General features: G+C 65.1%; 15 protein-coding genes. 8 read left to right on the top strand and 7 right to left on the bottom strand.

The features are described 5' to 3' along the window. Window positions 1-47 precede the first annotated feature (47 nt). Window positions 48-1,196: a pyridoxal phosphate-dependent aminotransferase gene (locus LDJ84_RS23695; RefSeq protein WP_024762969.1), complete on the top strand. Its 1,149-nt coding sequence runs from the start codon at window positions 48-50 to the stop codon at window positions 1,194-1,196. Continuing rightward, window positions 1,184-1,978 (top strand): amidohydrolase, encoded by a 795-nt coding sequence (locus LDJ84_RS23690; RefSeq protein ID WP_024762970.1) that lies wholly within the window; start codon window positions 1,184-1,186, stop codon window positions 1,976-1,978. The genes LDJ84_RS23695 and LDJ84_RS23690 overlap by 13 nt, the downstream gene beginning before the upstream one ends. 20 nt (window positions 1,979-1,998) lie before the next feature. Here LDJ84_RS23690 and LDJ84_RS23685 read toward each other — a convergent pair whose 3' ends face one another. Continuing rightward, a complete protein-coding gene (locus tag LDJ84_RS23685; RefSeq protein WP_037014555.1) occupies window positions 1,999-2,952 on the bottom strand; it encodes an aldo/keto reductase in 954 nt (317 codons plus the stop codon). Between the two features lie 133 nt (window positions 2,953-3,085). On the opposite strand from LDJ84_RS23685, the gene LDJ84_RS23680 reads away from it, so the two are divergent. Then, the gene (locus LDJ84_RS23680) at window positions 3,086-3,418 is read left to right on the top strand and encodes a DUF5629 family protein (protein WP_037006648.1); all 333 of its coding nucleotides are present in this window, start codon (window positions 3,086-3,088) and stop codon (window positions 3,416-3,418) included. Between the two features lie 42 nt (window positions 3,419-3,460). Here the strand turns inward: LDJ84_RS23680 and LDJ84_RS23675 are convergent, their stop codons facing one another. The 4 genes from LDJ84_RS23675 to leuA form a co-directional block, all read right to left on the bottom strand. Beyond that, window positions 3,461-4,699 (bottom strand): OprD family porin, encoded by a 1,239-nt coding sequence (locus tag LDJ84_RS23675; protein WP_051445567.1) that lies wholly within the window; start codon window positions 4,697-4,699, stop codon window positions 3,461-3,463. Window positions 4,700-4,779: 80 nt separating this feature from the next. Continuing rightward, window positions 4,780-6,156 (bottom strand): spinster family MFS transporter, encoded by a 1,377-nt coding sequence (locus LDJ84_RS23670; protein ID WP_024762974.1) that lies wholly within the window; start codon window positions 6,154-6,156, stop codon window positions 4,780-4,782. A gap of 272 nt (window positions 6,157-6,428) precedes the next feature. After that, entirely contained in the window at window positions 6,429-6,905 is a 477-nt protein-coding gene (locus LDJ84_RS23665) for a hypothetical protein (RefSeq protein ID WP_170859355.1), read from the bottom strand. 74 nt (window positions 6,906-6,979) lie between these two features. Further along, window positions 6,980-8,650 carry a 2-isopropylmalate synthase gene (gene leuA / locus LDJ84_RS23660; protein WP_024762976.1) on the bottom strand — a complete coding sequence of 557 codons (1,671 nt, stop codon included), beginning with the start codon at window positions 8,648-8,650 and terminating at the stop codon, window positions 6,980-6,982. A 400-nt stretch (window positions 8,651-9,050) separates the two neighbouring features. On the opposite strand from leuA, the gene LDJ84_RS23655 reads away from it, so the two are divergent. From LDJ84_RS23655 to LDJ84_RS23635, 5 genes are all read left to right on the top strand, one after another. Next, window positions 9,051-9,509, top strand: a complete 459-nt coding sequence (locus LDJ84_RS23655; protein ID WP_024762977.1) for a DUF2946 domain-containing protein — start codon at window positions 9,051-9,053, stop codon at window positions 9,507-9,509. A 105-nt stretch (window positions 9,510-9,614) separates the two neighbouring features. Continuing rightward, window positions 9,615-11,711, top strand: a complete 2,097-nt coding sequence (locus LDJ84_RS23650) for a TonB-dependent copper receptor (protein ID WP_226045505.1) — start codon at window positions 9,615-9,617, stop codon at window positions 11,709-11,711. Window positions 11,712-11,764: 53 nt separating this feature from the next. Then, window positions 11,765-13,135 (top strand): PepSY-associated TM helix domain-containing protein, encoded by a 1,371-nt coding sequence (locus LDJ84_RS23645; RefSeq protein ID WP_226045504.1) that lies wholly within the window; start codon window positions 11,765-11,767, stop codon window positions 13,133-13,135. Window positions 13,136-13,264: 129 nt separating this feature from the next. Further along, a complete protein-coding gene (locus LDJ84_RS23640; RefSeq protein WP_037015862.1) occupies window positions 13,265-13,771 on the top strand; it encodes a copper chaperone PCu(A)C in 507 nt (168 codons plus the stop codon). Next, window positions 13,771-14,313: a GNAT family N-acetyltransferase gene (locus LDJ84_RS23635; protein WP_226045503.1), complete on the top strand. Its 543-nt coding sequence runs from the start codon at window positions 13,771-13,773 to the stop codon at window positions 14,311-14,313. Before LDJ84_RS23640 ends, LDJ84_RS23635 begins: the two co-directional genes overlap by 1 nt. On the opposite strand, the gene LDJ84_RS23630 is transcribed toward LDJ84_RS23635, so the two are convergent. Together LDJ84_RS23630 and LDJ84_RS23625 are read right to left on the bottom strand one after the other, a co-directional pair. Then, window positions 14,294-14,683 (bottom strand): DUF2809 domain-containing protein, encoded by a 390-nt coding sequence (locus LDJ84_RS23630; RefSeq protein WP_226045502.1) that lies wholly within the window; start codon window positions 14,681-14,683, stop codon window positions 14,294-14,296. The genes LDJ84_RS23635 and LDJ84_RS23630 overlap by 20 nt on opposite strands. After that, window positions 14,683-15,519, bottom strand: coding sequence for a M23 family metallopeptidase (locus LDJ84_RS23625; RefSeq protein ID WP_226045501.1), 837 nt, complete (start codon window positions 15,517-15,519; stop codon window positions 14,683-14,685). The genes LDJ84_RS23630 and LDJ84_RS23625 overlap by 1 nt, the downstream gene beginning before the upstream one ends. Window positions 15,520-15,550: the final 31 nt, after the last annotated feature.

Below are 15,550 nucleotides of genomic sequence, written 5' to 3'. Positions count from 1 at the left end.
ATAGAGTAGGGACTTCCCTCCCATCGCCTGCAGCCTCCAGTCACGCCATGCTTACCAGCAAACTGCCGAATGTCGGCACCACTATCTTCACCCGCATGTCCCAGCTCGCCGCCGAAAGCGGGGCGCTGAATCTCTCCCAGGGCTTCCCGGACTTCCCCGGCCCCGCGCCGCTGCTCGAGGCGGTCGCCCGCCATGTCATGGCCGGAAACAACCAATACAGCCCGATGACCGGCCTGCCGGCGCTGCGCGAACAAGTAGCGATCAAGGTTGCCAGCCTGTATGGGCGTAGCGTCAGCGCCGACACCGAGGTGACTATCGTTCCTGGTGCGACGGAAGGTATCTTCTGCGCGGTGCAGGCTCTGATCCGCGCCGGTGATGAGGCCATCGTCCTCGATCCTTGCTACGACAGCTACGAGCCTTCGGTAGAGCTGGCCGGTGGTCGCTGCGTGCATGTCGCCCTGAGCCAGCCGGATTTTCGCATCGACTGGCAGCGCCTGGCGGATGCCATCACCCCGCGCACGCGCCTGATCTTCCTCAACAGCCCGCACAACCCCAGCGGTGCGCTGATCGACCGAGCCGACCTGGATCGCCTGGCCGAGCTGATCCGCGACCGAGAGATCTACGTGGTCAGCGACGAGGTCTATGAGCACCTGATCTACGACGGCGTGCAGCACGCCAGCGTGCTGGCCCATGACGAACTGTATCCGCGCGCCTTCGTCATCAGCTCCTTTGGCAAGACCTATCACGTCACTGGCTGGAAAACCGGCTACGTGGTGGCGCCGCCGGCGCTGTCGGCGGAGATGCGCAAGATCCACCAGTACGTGAATTTTTGCGGCGTGACGCCGCTGCAGTGGGCGCTGGCCGATTTCATGGCCGCGCATCCCGAGCACTTGCGCGAGCTGCCGGGCTTCTACCAGGCCAAGCGCGACCTGTTCTGCGACCTGCTGGAAGGCTCGCGCTTCACCTTCCAGCGCGCCGCCGGCACCTATTTCCAGGTGGTCGATTACTCGGCGATCCGCCCGGACCTCGATGACGTCGCCATGTCCAAATGGCTAACCCGCGAGCACGGCGTGGCTGCCATTCCGGTCTCGGTGTTCTACCAGCAGGCCCCGGCGGACATGCGCCTGGTGCGCTTCTGCTTCGCCAAGAAAGAGGAGACGCTGCGCCAGGCAGCGGAACGACTATGCGCGATCTGAGCCAACTATCAGACCTCAAGCTTGCCCTCGTGCAGACCACCCTGGTCTGGCACGACGCCAAGGCCAACCGCGAGCGCTTCGAGGCGCTGCTGGAAAGCGCCCGTGGCGCAGACGTGGTGATCCTGCCGGAGATGTTCACCACCGGCTTCTCCATGGATTCCGATGCGCTGGCCGAAGCGGAGGAGGGCGAGACTTACGTCTGGCTGCGCGAACAGGCGGCGAAACTGGACGCCGTAGTCTGCGGCAGCGTGATCATCCGCGCCGCTGACGGCAGCCATCGCAACCGCCTGCTCTGGGCGCGCCCGGATGGCGAAGTGCAGCACTACGACAAGCGCCACCTGTTCCGCATGGCTGGCGAGCACAAGCACTACACGCCGGGCGAACAGCAGGTGCTGCTGGATTGGAAGGGCTGGCGGATTCGCCCGCTGGTCTGCTACGACCTGCGCTTCCCGGTGTGGAGCCGAGATGCCCAGGACACTGACCTGCTGCTCTACACCGCCAACTGGCCGGCCGCGCGCCGCCAGCACTGGAATCGGCTGTTGCCGGCGCGGGCCATCGAAAACCTGTGCTACGTCGCGGCAGTCAACCGGGTCGGTGAAGACGGCAAGGGCCACGCCTATTCCGGTGACAGCCAGGTGCTGGATTTCCAGGGAGACAATCTGCTGGCCGCCGGGAATGCCGATGGCGTCTTCCAGATAGCCTTGAGCGCGGCGGAGCTGGCGGCTTACCGGGAACGCTTCCCGGCCAATCTCGACGCCGACCAGTTCGATATCCGTTTGTAGTCGCAGGCCAGTCGCCCCGCTCAATACGCACTGGCAGCATTCAATCGCTGGATCGCCTCATCGCTCAGCTTCAGGTCGACTGCTGCGATCAGGTCCGGCAACTGTTCCAGTTTCGAGGCGCTGGCAATCGGCGCGGTGATGCTGGGACGTGCCATCAGCCAGGCGAGGGCGACCTGCGTCGGCGTAGCGCGGAGTTCGCCGGCCACTTCCTCCAGCGCGTCGAGAATGGCAAAGCCGCGCTCGTTCATGAAGTTCTTCACCTTGTAGCCGCGTACGCTGCTCTTGCCCAGGTCCGCCTCGCTGCGGTACTTGCCGGTGAGGAAGCCCGCCGCCAGCGAATAGAAGCTGATCACGCCCAATCCCAGTTGCTGCACCGTGGGCTCCAGGTTGGTCTCGTAGTTGGCGCGGTCGTAGAGGTTGTAGTTGGGTTGCAGGCTCTGGTAGTTCGGCAGCTTCAGGCGGTCGCACACTTCGCACGCTTCGCGCAGGCGCTTGGCCTCCAGGTTCGACGCGCCGATCACCCGCACCTTGCCGCTCTTCACCGTTTCGGCGAAGGCGCCCATGGTTTCCTCCATCGAGGTGTGCGGGTCATCGCAGTGGGACTGGTAGAGGTCGATATAGTCGGTCTGCAGACGCCTGAGCGAGCGTCCCAGGGCCTGTTCGATGTATACCGCCGACAGGCCCTTGTGACCGTTGCCCATGTCCATGCCGACCTTGGTGGCGATCTGTACCTGGCTGCGCTTGCCGGTTTTCTTCAGCCATTTGCCGATCAGGATTTCGGACTCCCCGCCCTCGTGCCCCGGCACCCAGCGCGAGTACACGTCGGCGGTGTCGATGCAGTTGAGACCGGCGTCGAGCAGCGCATCGAGCAGACGGAAGGAGGTCGCTTCGTCGGCGGACCAGCCGAACACATTGCCGCCGAAGACCAGCGCGGGAATCTTCAGGCCCGATTGTCCGAGTTCGCGTGTACGCATCGGCTTTGCCTCCTCAGGGGTGTGCGAGAACCCTCAGTGTAGACGCCGCCTCTGCCCGCGCCGGGCGGAATAACCGGCAGCCGGCACCCAGCTGGTCTATCATGGCGGCCAGCCCAATTGCCGAGTGCCAAAGATGACCACGACTCCCTATCTGCTGGACCAGCTGGAAACCGCCGACATGCTCTTGATCGACGGCCTGCATGCCTGGCAGTTCGAGCTCAACGAGGCACTGCTGGACCAGGCGGACGCCGCCGCAAACGCCGGGCAACCCTTCGCCAGCGAAGACGTGGTGCTGCAGATCGAATCCATCGACGGTCGTGACCGCCGCGAATGGCGCTTCAGCTACAACCAGGTGATGGAGGCCAGCTACCAGGCCGAGGACGAGAGCTGGCTGCTGCAGGGGGGTGAACAGCAGCACCGCCTGTGTTGCCTGGGTGCTGTGACGGCCAGTGGCGACGACGAGTGAATAAAGAAGGCCCCGAAAGGGGCCTTCTTCATTTCTGGGCCTTCAGAATCCCAGCGGATAGCTGGTGATGAAGCGCACCTCGTCGTAGTCGCTGGAATAGCTGCTGCGCACGGTGGAGGTGCGCATCAGGAACGACAGTGCCTTCAACGGTCCGTCCTGGATGGTGTAGCCGATATCCGTGTCGCGCTCGTACTCGTGGCCATCGCCCTTGCCAGGGCGCGCAATGTCGGTGCCCTTGGTGTAGCGTGTCATCAAGGTCAGGCCCGGCAGCCCGAGGCTGGCGAAGTCGTAGTCGTAGCGCAGCTGATAGGAGCGCTCCTGCGCCCAGAAGAACCCGCCGTTGGTGACCCAGTTGACCAGGTAGGGCTGCGGCGTATTGCCCAGCAGCATGGGGAACATGTCCTCGCCCAGCATGCGCTGGTAGGTGGCCGACAGCGTGTGGCCGCCGTGCTTCACGCCCAGCCGCGCCCCGTAGGCGCGATTGTCGATACGACCGGACAACGCCTGCCCGGATTCCTCGTTGTGGAAATAACTCAGGGTGCCGAGCAGCGCGGTGTTCTCCCCGACCGGCTGTTTGAAGTTGGCTCCCACATAGTGTTGGTCATAGATGTCCTCGAGTTGGGCGAAGTAGTAGCTGGTGGACAGCCCCGGCGTCCATTGCGCGTCGACGCCGCCCAGGTTCAGCTTGTTGCTGTCCTGGCTGGCGGGTCGAGTGGCGAGGTAGAACGACTCGCGATCGCTGGAGGCGCGGGTGCTGGTGTTCCACAACTGGGCCGCAGTGAACTTGAAGCGCTCCGACTCCTTCGACTCCAGCATCACGCCCTGAAAGGTCTGCGGCAGTACGCGCACATCGTCCTGGAAGATCACTGGCAGACGCGGCTCCAGCAGGCCGACCTTCAGCGTGGTCTTCGAATAGCGCAGCTTGAGCGTGGCGCCACCACGGCTGAAGTCGTCCACCGGCTCGCCGGTCGAGCGGTCATAGGGCAGGTTGCTGTCGTTGCTGGTGCCAGCGCCGCCGTCGAGCTTCAGGGCGTAGAAACCGGTGAAATCCACACCGACACCGATGGTGCCTTCGGTAAAGCCCGAGCTGAAGCGTGCCAGCACGGCTTGGGACCAGCTACCCGCTTGGGACTGCGGAGCGTTGTCCTGGCGGTAGTCGCGCAACATGTAGAAGTTGCGCAGGGTGGTGTCCAGGCGGCTGTCGTCGATCAGGTCGGCCTGGGCGCAGAGGGGCAACAGCGCGCTGGAAAGCAGCGCACTGGCAAAGCGATTACGCAACATCGTCATCTCCTGGGCTCGGTTCGCCGGGGCGCGGGGCGACCCGCCGGCGAACGGCCCTATGTCTTGTCGGGCGGACGCGGTCAATTCGCAGCGGCTGTGGTGCTGTTCAGCGGCGCGGCGGCTTCGGGCCGGGCCCGTTGCTCTTCGCCCAGGCTGCGGCGGAAATGCTTGCGACCGCTGCCCAGCAGCCACAGGCAGAGCAGCCCGGCGAGGGTGACAATGATGCCGATGGAGGAGCCGACGGCCTTCGGGTCCTTGAAGTAGTGGTCGGTGAGCAGAGCCACCAGCGTGGTGCCGACGCCCAGGCCGATCAGGTTGGAGACCAGCAGGAACAGCGCCGACACCTGCGCGCGCAGGCGGTTGGGCGTGAGCACCTGCATGGCGGCCGCCGAGGTGGAGATGCAGAAGGCGCAGAAGAACATCGCCGGGCCCATCAGCAGCACCGACAACTGCAGGTTACCGGCTGTCACGGAGCCGATGACGAAAGGAATGGTGCAGGCGGCGCCGAGCATGCCGCTGATCAGCGCGGCGTCGCTGCGCCCGCGCTTCTGCAGCCCGTCCACCAGCCAGCCGGCGCAGAACACCCCGGCAGTGTTGAGCACCAGCAGGATGCCGCCGAGGATGTAGCCCACCTCCAGTGGCGACAGGCCGTATTGGCGGATGTACATGGCCGGTGCCCAGCCCATCAGCGCGTACTGGCACATGGCGAAGAAGGAGAAGCCCAGGTAGTGGCAGGCGAAAGTGGCGCGATGGCGGCGCAGGAAACGCAGTCCGTCACGAACCGTTGCCTTTTGTTCCCGATCGCCCAGCTTGCGCTCCGGGTCGCGGATGGTCAGCGCGATCAGCAGCGCCACCAGCACGCCGGGCAGGCCGACGATGAAGAATGCGATCTGCCAGGAGCGCACCTGGCCCAGCCAGCCCAGGTCGATGGCCGGCACGTCGCGCAGCGCCTCGATCACGTAGCCGCCGACCAGGAAGGCCAGGCCACCGCCGAGGAAGGCACCCATGGAGTAAAGCCCCAGTGCGCGGCCGAGCTTTTCCTTGGGGAACAGGTCGCTGAGCATCGAATAGGTCGCCGGAGTCAGCGCGGCCTCGCCGACGCCCACGCTCATGCGCGCCAGGAACATCTGCACGAAGTTCTTCGACAGCCCGCACGCGGCGGTGGCGATGCTCCAGAAGGCCACGCCGATGGCGATGATCCTGACCCGCGAGGAGCGGTCGGCGAGGTAGGCAATGGGCAGGCCCATGAAGGCATAGAACAGCGAGAAGGCCAGCCCGCTGAGCAGGCTGAACTGGGTGTCGCTGATCTGCAGATCGGCTTTGATCGGCTCGATCATCAGCGAGAGGATCTGCCGATCAACGAAGGAGAAGATGTAGGCCACCATGCATAGCACGACGACATACCAGGAATAACGGGAAGCACGGACGGATAGCGGGTGGGGAGATTGCGGGTTCACGGTTACTGGCTCCTGAAGCGGGTGAAGGCAGATGGCCAAGCACGTCGAGCTCGTTGTTGTTGTAGGTAACCAGGCGCCTCTGTACGCAAGGCAGGGGCGGCCGAAAGTGTCTGATTGCGTGACACGATTTTTTGTTTGCCTGCCGCTTTCACGGCAGTGCACGCAAGACTAGGGAAGGGGAGAGCGGGGAGTAATCGGGGCGAGCCCCAGCATTGCGGAGACTTCCCCCTAGGGGGCTAGGGGGAATCTTTAGGTGATGTGCGGAGGATGATTCAGATCAGTCCGAACAGAGCCAGGACAAAGGCTCCGCCGAAGACCACGGCCATGACGGCGAGCAGGAACAGCAGGCTGACGCCGAAAGCGCGCCAGTTGGAGGCGAACTGGCCACCCTGGGCCGCATGCTGCTCGACGGCGCCGCCGGTGTGCTGCTTGGCGTAGTGATACATGCCGAAGACGGCGGCAATGTTGATGGGAGTGGCGGGGACGCTATCCGGCAGGAACATGCCCAGCAGGAAGATCGCGATGAGGGCACCGATGCCGGTGATCCAGGCGTTGCGCACCTGGGCGTGGCGGCCCAGACGTTTGAGGTTCTGGACGATGATCCAGGCTCCGGCGACCGGCGTGCCGAAGAAGGTGGCGATGCCCACGGCGGCGAGACGGTAGAGCGGTTCGCCCGTGGCGACGGCGGGGCCGTCCTGAAGTGCGGCGGCGGGCGTCTGGAAGGGGTTGTCCTGCGATGTATCGGTCATGTTTTCACTCCGTTGAAAACAGCCCCGGACGCACGAGGCGTCCGGGGCAAAGGGGGACTACGGTTGAACCAGACTTACGCTGCTTTCGCGTGGCCCAGCGTCACCGCACGGTTCAGGGCGCTGAACAGCGCGCGGAAACTGGCGGTGGTGATGTTTTCATCGATGCCGATGCCGTGCAGCGAACGACCACCCTCGACGCGCAGTTCGATGTAGGCGGCCGCGCGGGCGTTGGTGCCGGCGCCGATGGCGTGCTCGTTGTAGTCCATGATCTCGACATCCACCGGCAGCGAGGCGACCAAGGCTTCCAGGGTGCCCTTGCCCTTACCGTGCCAACGGTGCTGTTCGCCCTTGTGAGTCACGTCGATGTCGATGGCGCAGATACCGTTCTCTTCCTGCAGGCGGTAGTTCTTCAGGCCGAACGGGGAGACGGCCTGCAGGTACTCGGTCTGCAGCAGGGTGTAGATCTGCTCGGCGGTCATTTCCAGGCCGAGGCGGTCGGTCTCGTTCTGCACGACCTGGCTGAACTCGATCTGCATGCGGCGCGGCAGGCTGATGCCGTATTCCTGTTCGAGCAGGAAGGTGATGCCGCCCTTGCCGGACTGGCTGTTCACACGGATCACCGCTTCGTAGCTGCGGCCGATGTCCGCCGGGTCGATCGGCAGGTACGGCACCTCCCACACGGCGTCGTCTTTCTGCTGGGCGAAGCCCTTGCGGATGGCGTCCTGGTGGGAGCCGGAGAAGGCGGTGTGGACCAGGTCGCCCACGTACGGGTGGCGCGGGTGCACCGGAATCTGGTTGCACTCTTCCACCACCTTGCGCACGGCGTCGATGTCGGAGAAGTCCAGCTCGGGGTCGATGCCCTGGGTGTACATGTTCAGCGCCATGGTCACCAGGCACAGGTTGCCGGTGCGCTCGCCGTTGCCGAACAGGCAGCCTTCGACGCGGTCGGCACCGGCCATCAGCGCCAGTTCCGACGCGGCTACGCCCGTGCCACGGTCATTGTGGGTGTGCAGGCTGATCAGCACGCTGTCACGCTTGTTGATCTGGCGGCCGAACCACTCGATCTGGTCGGCATAGTTGTTCGGCGTGGCGCACTCGACGGTGGCAGGCAGATTGAGGATCAGACGGTTCGCTGGGGTCGGCTGGAACACGTCGATCACCGCGTTGCACACCTCGACGGCGAAATCGGTCTCGGTGGAGCTGAACACCTCCGGCGAGTACTCGAAGCCCCACTGGGTTTCCGGCGCGGCGGCGGCCAGGCGCTTGATGGTCTGGCCAGCGGCCACGGCGATGGCTTTCACGCCGGCCTTGTCCTGGTTGAAGACGATCTTGCGGAAGCTCGGTGCGCAGGCGTTGTAGTAGTGGACGATGGCTTTCTTCGCGCCCTTGAGGGACTCGAAGGTGCGCTCGATGAGGTCATCGCGAGCCTGGGTCAGTACCTGGATGGTGACGTCATCGGGAATGTGGCCGCCCTCGATCAGCTCACGAACGAAGTCGAAGTCGGTCTGCGAGGCGGACGGGAAGCCCACTTCGATTTCCTTCAGGCCGACCTGCACCAGGCACTTGAAGAAGCGCATCTTCTTCTCGGCGTCCATCGGCTCGATCAGGGACTGGTTGCCGTCGCGCAGGTCGGTGGACAACCAGATCGGCGCCTTGTCGATGATCTTGTCCGGCCAGGTACGGTCGGGCAGGGTGATCTGGGTGAAGGCGCGGTATTTCTTCGACGGGTCTTTCAACATGCTCATGAGCGGAATCCTTGTTCTCTGCGGCCTGCGGGGCCGGCGCATAAAAATCTGAATGAGGCGAAACCGGGGGAGGGGGGCTCAGCCACGCAGTCGCGGGCTGACCAGGCGCAGGCAGGCGTGTTGGCGAAGCAGGATGAGGGTGTGTGCGGTTTTCATGAGTGCCAAGCTAAAGGCCTGGAAGACCAATGGCAAGCATTTGGGGAAATTTGGTAGAAATAGTCTCTGGAGAATGTCCTGTGAGATTAAATTGTTTGAATAATTGATTTTGAGCAATTTTTCCTAGCGCTTAACGCTGTGCTTAACTGATTCTGCGTCTACTTGCCGCAGCGGAGCTTTGTCACTCCATGCGATCATTGCGCACCTCGCCTCAGGCGGGGCCCACCATCCCCAAGGACATTTCGTGACCCGTCGCACGCGACAAGGCGTAGGAACCTGGCTGGCGCTGTTCGCCATGCTGATGATCTATGTCGGCCCGCTGGTTTCCCAGTCGATGCCGATGGATCACGCCATGCCTATGGATCACGTCATGCCGATGGAGCATGGCAAGGCCATGGACCATGGTGCGGCGGTCGCCGCCATGGACGAGATGGCCTGTTCGGACGGGCACCGGGCTGCTGCACAACACGCGGCACCGACTTCCCACGGCGAGCAACCGCTCACCGCCGACGCCTTCATGGAGAAGTGCGGCTACTGCAGCCTGCTGATCCACAGCCCGCCGCTGACGCCGCCACCGGTTCTGCTCGATCACAGCATGCCGGTCGCTGGGGCCCCTGTCGCACAGCTCTCCTCCTCTAGTATTCCCGCCTCGCCGGTCTTCCCCGGCGCCCGCTCGCGCGCACCTCCTGCCCTGATCGGCTGACCCGCAATCCCGACTCCCCGACCCCGGCGCGGATGCCTGCATTCGCTTGCGCGCCGTGCGAGTACGCGTGGAGCGGGCGTCATCACCGATCATGGAATTAATGGAATGTCCCGCATGCAAATGCGCCGTCGGCAACGTGCCGTCGGCTTGCGCGCCCTGTGCGCGCTGACCGCCCTTGGCGGTTTCACTGCCGTCCCGGCGATGGCCGAAGAGGAAGATCACTCTTCGCATGTCACCGAACTGTCGCCCAGCGTCATTACCGCCGTGGCGCAGAGTTCGCCGCTGACCATCGTCACCGACCCCAAGCAGCCGCGTCAGCCGATCCCCGCCAGCGACGGCGCCGATTATCTCAAGACCATTCCCGGCTTCTCCGCCATCCGCAACGGCGGCACCAACGGTGACCCGGTGCTGCGCGGCATGTTCGGCTCGCGCCTGAACATCCTCACCAACGGCACCACCATGCTCGGTGCCTGCCCGGCACGGATGGACGCGCCCACCTCTTATATCTCGCCGGAAACCTTCGACAAGCTCACCGTGGTCAAGGGCCCGGAGACCGTGATCTGGGGCCCCGGCGCCTCGGCCGGCACCATCCGCTTCGACCGTGAGCCGGAGCGCTTCGGCGAACTGGGCACGCGAATCAACGGCAGCCTCACCGCCGGCTCCAACGGCCGCTTCGACCGCGTGCTGGACGCCGCCGCCGGTGGACCGCTGGGCTACGTGCGGGTCATCGGCAACAAGTCGCAGTCCGATGACTACGAGGACGGCAGCGGCAACACCGTGCCCTCGCGCTGGAACAAGTGGAACGGCGACGTGGCCGTGGGCTGGACGCCGGACGCCGACACCCTGGTCGAGCTCACCGCCGGCAAGGGCGACGGTGAAGCGCGTTACGCCGGACGCGGCATGGATGGCTCGCAGTTCAAGCGCGAGAGCCTCGGCCTGCGCTTCGAGAAGTCCAACATCGGCGAAGTGCTCGACAAGCTGGAGGCGCAGGTCTACTACAACTACGCCGACCACGTGATGGACAACTACAGCCTGCGCACGCCGTCGGGCATGGGCATGATGGCCGGCCCGATGGCTTCCAACGTCGACCGCCGGACCCTCGGCGGGCGCCTGGCCGCCACCTGGCGCTGGGACGACTTCAAGTTGATCACCGGCGTTGACGCGCAGACCAACGAGCACCGCGAACGCTCCGGCATGGGTATCAATACTTATGACGAGCAGCCGTGGGACAAGGATGCCGTTTTCCACAACTACGGCGCCTTTGGCGAGCTGACCTGGTACGCCGCCGACCGCGACCGCGTGATCACCGGTGCGCGCCTGGACCGCGCCTCGGTCAAGGATTATCGGCAGAGCACCGGCTCGGGGATGATGGCGATGCCCAACCCCACGGCCGACGACACCCGCGCCGACACGCTGCCCAGCGGCTTCGCGCGCTATGAGCACGACCTGGCCGACACGCCGACCACGCTCTATGTCGGCCTTGGCCACGTGCAGCGCTTCCCCGACTACTGGGAGCTGTTCTCCCCGGACAAGGGACCGACCGGCTCGGTCAATGCCTTCGACAGCATCAAGCCGGAGAAAACCACCCAGCTGGACTTCGGCGCGCAGTACGAGGACGAGAAGCTCAAGGCCTGGGCGTCCGGCTATGTCGGCGTGATCCGCGACTACATCCTGTTCGACTACATGCCCGGCGGCATGATGGGCCGCACCTCCCAGGCGCGGAACGTCGATGCACGGATCATGGGTGGCGAACTGGGCGCGGCTTACGCGCTGACCAGCAACTGGACCGCCGACGGCACCCTGGCCTACGCCTGGGGCAAGAACACCACCGACGATACTGCGCTGCCGCAGATGCCGCCGCTGGAGGCGCGTTTCGGCCTGAGCTACGAGGAAGGCGACTGGAGCGCCGGCGGTCTCTGGCGCGTGGTCGCGCACCAGGGCCGTATCGCCGAGAACCAGGGCAACGTGGTCGGCTACGACTTCGACGAAAGCCCCGGCTTCGCGGTGTTCTCGCTCAACGGCGCGTACAAGCTGAGCAAGAACCTCAAGGTCAGCACCGGCGTCGACAACCTGTTCGACAAGGACTACGCCGAGCACCTGAACCTGGCGGGCAACGCCGGCTTCGGCTACCCGGCCAACGACCCCGAATCGATCCACGAGCGGGGACGTACGTTCTGGACCAAAGTGGACTTCTCGTTCTAATGCCCGACCGGCCCCCGCCGGTCGGGGGCCTCCTTGCGTGAGGAGATCAACGAATGCAGAAGAAGACATTCGATTTCTACAACCAGGCCTGGCGCTGGCACTTCTATGCCGGGCTGTTCGTCGCGCCGTTCATGATCCTGCTGTCGCTGACCGGGATCATCTACTTGTTCAAGCCGCAGCTCGACCCGCTGATGTACAGCGACCTGCTGCAGGTGACGCCGGGTGAGGTGCGGCTGTCCGCCGACGAGCAACTGATGCACCTGCATCACCAGAACCCGCAGCTGCAGGTCAGCCAGTATTTGCCGGCACCGGCCGCTGACCGTAGCGCACAGTTCGTCGCCCAGCTCGATGGGCGCGAGGTGAATGCCTTCGTCGACCCCTACAGCGGCAAGCTGCTCGGCGTGCAGGACGCGAAGTCCAACCTGCAGGCCATGGCCCGTGCGCTGCACGGCGAGCTGATGATCGGCACCGTCGGCGACCGACTGATCGAGCTGGCCGCCGGCTGGGGCATCGTATTGGTGGTGTCTGGCCTGTACCTGTGGTGGCCGCGTAAGCGTTCGCTGCGGGTGCTGCTGTGGCCGGACCTGTCCCGCCGTGGCCGTGCGTTGTGGCGCGACGTGCACATGGTGGTCGGCTTCTGGGGCTCGCTGCTGATGCTGTTCATGCTGCTCACCGGCATGACCTGGACCGGCTTCTGGGGCAAATCCTTCGCTGATGTCTGGAACCGCTTCCCGGTAGCCATGTGGAACGACGTGCCCAAATCGGACCTGGAGGCGCGCACGCTCAACGAGGCGCACCGCCAGACCATTCCCTGGGCGATGGAAAACACCCCGATGCCGATGTCCGGCGGCGCCCACGCCGAACACATGGCCCATGGTTCCGGCGGCATGGCGATGCCGCAGATCAGCCTGCAGCAGGTGGTCGACACCGCCGACCGGGCCGGTGTGACGCCGGGCTACACCATCGCCCTACCCAAGGGCGAGCAGGGCGTTTTCACCGTCTCGGTGTTCGCCGACGACTCGCGCAACGACGCCACCCTGCACATCGACCAGTACACCGGCAAGGTGCTCGCCGACGTGCGCTGGAAGGACTACGGGCTGGTGGCCAAGGGCGTCGAGTCCGGCGTGATGCTGCATGAGGGCAAGATGTTCGGCCTGTTCAACCAACTGCTCATGCTCGGCGTCTGCCTGATGATCCTGCTCAGCGCCGTCAGCGGCCTGTGGATCTGGTGGAAGCGCCGTCCGCAGGGGCGACTCGGCGTGCCGCCGATGCCGCACGCGCTGCCGGTATGGAAGGGCGGGGTGGCGCTCATGATCATCCTCGGTGTCGCCTTCCCGCTGGTGGGCGCGTCGCTGCTGCTGGTGTGGGCGCTGGACTGGGCGGTGCTGTCGCGCCTCAAGTCGCGCAGCCCGGCGCTGGGTTGATGCGTGCGCTGTTCAACCCTGACGCCTGCCGCGAGGCAGGCTATGCTGCGGCGCGATCGTTTCGTCCGCCGCCCGATGTTTTGCCGCCGATCCGGCGGAACCGATCACAAGCCAACTGGAGTCTCGAACATGCGTAAAACCCTGCTCGCTTTCGCTGTCCTGCTGGGCTTCTCCGGGGCCGCCATGGCCCACGAATACGAGGCTGGCAACCTGCACATCGACCATCCCTGGTCGCTGTTGCTGCCGGCCAACTCGGTGAACGGCGCGGCCTACTTCATCGTGCAGAACCACGGCAAGGACGCGGACCGCCTGCTCGGCGCCGACACCGACCGCGCCGCCAGCGCCGAAATCCACCAGCACGTGGAGAAGGACGGCATGATGAAAATGCAGAAAGTCGAGGGCGTGGATATTCCTGCCGGCGGCAAGGTCGTCTTCGCGCCTGGCCAGTACCACCTGATGCTGTTCGGCCTGAAGAAGCCGCTCACCGATGGTGAGCGCTTCCCGCTGACCCTGCACTTCCAGAAGGCCGGCGACGTGAAGGTCGAGATCGCGGTGCAGAAAGAAGCCCCACTCTCTAAAGGAACAGAAGGGGGCACCGACATGGGCCACGACATGCACGGCATGCAGATGAACTGATGAGCGACCGGCTCCTGCGCCCCTTGGTGTGGGCGCAAGACGGCGAGTGGCTGCTGGGTTTCGACGGCAGCTACTCGAGCGACTCGATCCTGCGTGTCGAGAGTGCCGCCGATGGTTTCATCCTGCGCGAGGAGCGACTGGCCGAGACGCAGACCAAGCGCTATCCCTTCGCTGATCTGAAAGATGATGTCACGGCGGCCGACTGGACCGCCGTGGTCGTCGACGAAGAAGGCGAACGCCTGGGCTTCGCTATCGCCCGCTACGAAATCTGGAATCGCCGTGCGGTACTGGACGACCTGTTCGTCCTCCCCGAGGCGCGCGGGTTGGGCGTAGGCAAGCAACTGCTGGAAGGCTGCCTGGACTGGGCGCGCGGCACCGAGGCGCGCCACCTGTGGCTGGAAACCCAGAACCTCAACCTGCCGGCGGTAGGCTTCTACCGCTTGCGCGGCTTCTCCCTCAGCGGGCTTTCCACCGACCTCTACGACCCGGCGCAGGTGCTGCCCGGGGAGATGGCGCTGTTCTTCAGTTACCCGCTGGCCTGAGAGCCAAGCGGGTCTGCCGCGCCGCGAGAGTCAGCGCGAAGCCGATGCAGTAGGCCAGCACGTCCAGCCAGTCCGGCGTGGCGCCCAGCACGATGCGCAGTGCGCGGTTGCCGATCTGCCAGTGGAGGGTCGCGGCGAGGAACTGGCCGAATTCGATCAGCAGCCCGCAGGCCAGCGCCGCGCCGGCGAGCCAGTGCGCCGGTGCATCCAGCGCCGCGCGAAACAGGCAGTACAGCCAGATCACCGCCAGCACGTCGCCGCCGAAGCCGCGCAGCCAGCCGAGGTGCGCGCCGGCCGTGGCCAGCCAGACCAGCACGGCGAACCAGAGCAGCGCGAACAGCGCACTGCGCCCATCGAAACGAAGTCGCATCAGGGCTTGAACGCGCCGATGAAGATCGCCGGGTCGACGCGGGCGTCGTTCAGGCTGACGTTCCAGTGCATGTGCGGCCCGGTGGCGCGGCCGGTGGCGCCGACACGGCCGACCACGCCACCGCGTGGGAGCTGATCGCCGAGTTTCACGTCGATCTTCGACATATGGCAGAACATGCTGATGAAGCCCTGGCCGTGGTCGACGAACACGGTGTTGCCGTTGAAGAAGTAGTTGCCGATCAGGATTACCTTGCCGGCGGCCGGTGTCTTGATCGGCGTGCCGGCGGGCACGGCGAAGTCGAGGCCCGAGTGCGGGTTGCGCTCCTCGCCATTGAAGAAGCGGCGCAGGCCGAAGGGGCTGGAGAGCGGGCCGTCGACCGGCTTGTCCAGCACCAGGTTGCTCGGCGTGCCGGGGCTGAAGCTGCGGTAGGCGGCGGTCTGCTCGGCCAGTTCGCGGTTGATGCGCTTGAGGTCCTCGGGCAATGGGTTCACCTGGCGGGTGTTCTTCAGGGTGATGCGCTGCTCTTTATAGTGCTTGGCGCCGACGGTGAAACCGAGGTTGCGGCTCGCGCCGGCCTGCTTCACGGCGATCTGCTGGTTGCCGGCCTTGGTGGTCAGCGGGATGCCGACGATGGCGATCCAGTCGCGGCCTTCCTCGCGCACCACCAGCACCGGCTTGCCCTGGAAGGTGGCGGTGGGCACGGCGGCATCCTGGCCCAGTTGCACCACGACGACACCGCCGGGCACTGGCTTGTTCAGGGTACGGCTGATGAAGCCTTCGGCGTGGGCGGGCAGGGCGAGGAGGGTGGCGGCGAGCAGGCAGAAGAGTCGGAACATGGCGCAATCCGTGGACGTGTCGGCGGATGAA

It is taken from the genome of Pseudomonas sp. HS-18, from assembly GCF_020401845.1.
In the GTDB taxonomy this organism is placed as follows: Bacteria; Pseudomonadota; Gammaproteobacteria; order Pseudomonadales; family Pseudomonadaceae; genus Pseudomonas; species Pseudomonas nitroreducens.
This window is presented reverse-complemented; position numbering and strand designations above follow the sequence as displayed.

Bases quoted from the DNA above. Each gene is read 5' to 3' on its own strand.
- LDJ84_RS23695 (WP_024762969.1), top strand. From the start codon at position 48: ATGCTTACCAGCAAACTGCCGAATGTCGGCACCACTATCTTCACCCGC.
- LDJ84_RS23690 (WP_024762970.1), top strand. From the start codon at position 1,184: ATGCGCGATCTGAGCCAACTATCAGACCTCAAGCTTGCCCTCGTGCAG.
- LDJ84_RS23685 (WP_037014555.1), bottom strand. From the start codon at position 2,952: ATGCGTACACGCGAACTCGGACAATCGGGCCTGAAGATTCCCGCGCTG.
- LDJ84_RS23680 (WP_037006648.1), top strand. From the start codon at position 3,086: ATGACCACGACTCCCTATCTGCTGGACCAGCTGGAAACCGCCGACATG.
- LDJ84_RS23675 (WP_051445567.1), bottom strand. From the start codon at position 4,699: ATGTTGCGTAATCGCTTTGCCAGTGCGCTGCTTTCCAGCGCGCTGTTG.
- LDJ84_RS23665 (WP_170859355.1), bottom strand. From the start codon at position 6,905: ATGACCGATACATCGCAGGACAACCCCTTCCAGACGCCCGCCGCCGCA.
- leuA (WP_024762976.1), bottom strand. From the start codon at position 8,650: ATGAGCATGTTGAAAGACCCGTCGAAGAAATACCGCGCCTTCACCCAG.
- LDJ84_RS23650 (WP_226045505.1), top strand. From the start codon at position 9,615: ATGTCCCGCATGCAAATGCGCCGTCGGCAACGTGCCGTCGGCTTGCGC.
- LDJ84_RS23645 (WP_226045504.1), top strand. From the start codon at position 11,765: ATGCAGAAGAAGACATTCGATTTCTACAACCAGGCCTGGCGCTGGCAC.
- LDJ84_RS23640 (WP_037015862.1), top strand. From the start codon at position 13,265: ATGCGTAAAACCCTGCTCGCTTTCGCTGTCCTGCTGGGCTTCTCCGGG.
- LDJ84_RS23635 (WP_226045503.1), top strand. From the start codon at position 13,771: ATGAGCGACCGGCTCCTGCGCCCCTTGGTGTGGGCGCAAGACGGCGAG.
- LDJ84_RS23630 (WP_226045502.1), bottom strand. From the start codon at position 14,683: ATGCGACTTCGTTTCGATGGGCGCAGTGCGCTGTTCGCGCTGCTCTGG.
- LDJ84_RS23625 (WP_226045501.1), bottom strand. From the start codon at position 15,519: ATGTTCCGACTCTTCTGCCTGCTCGCCGCCACCCTCCTCGCCCTGCCC.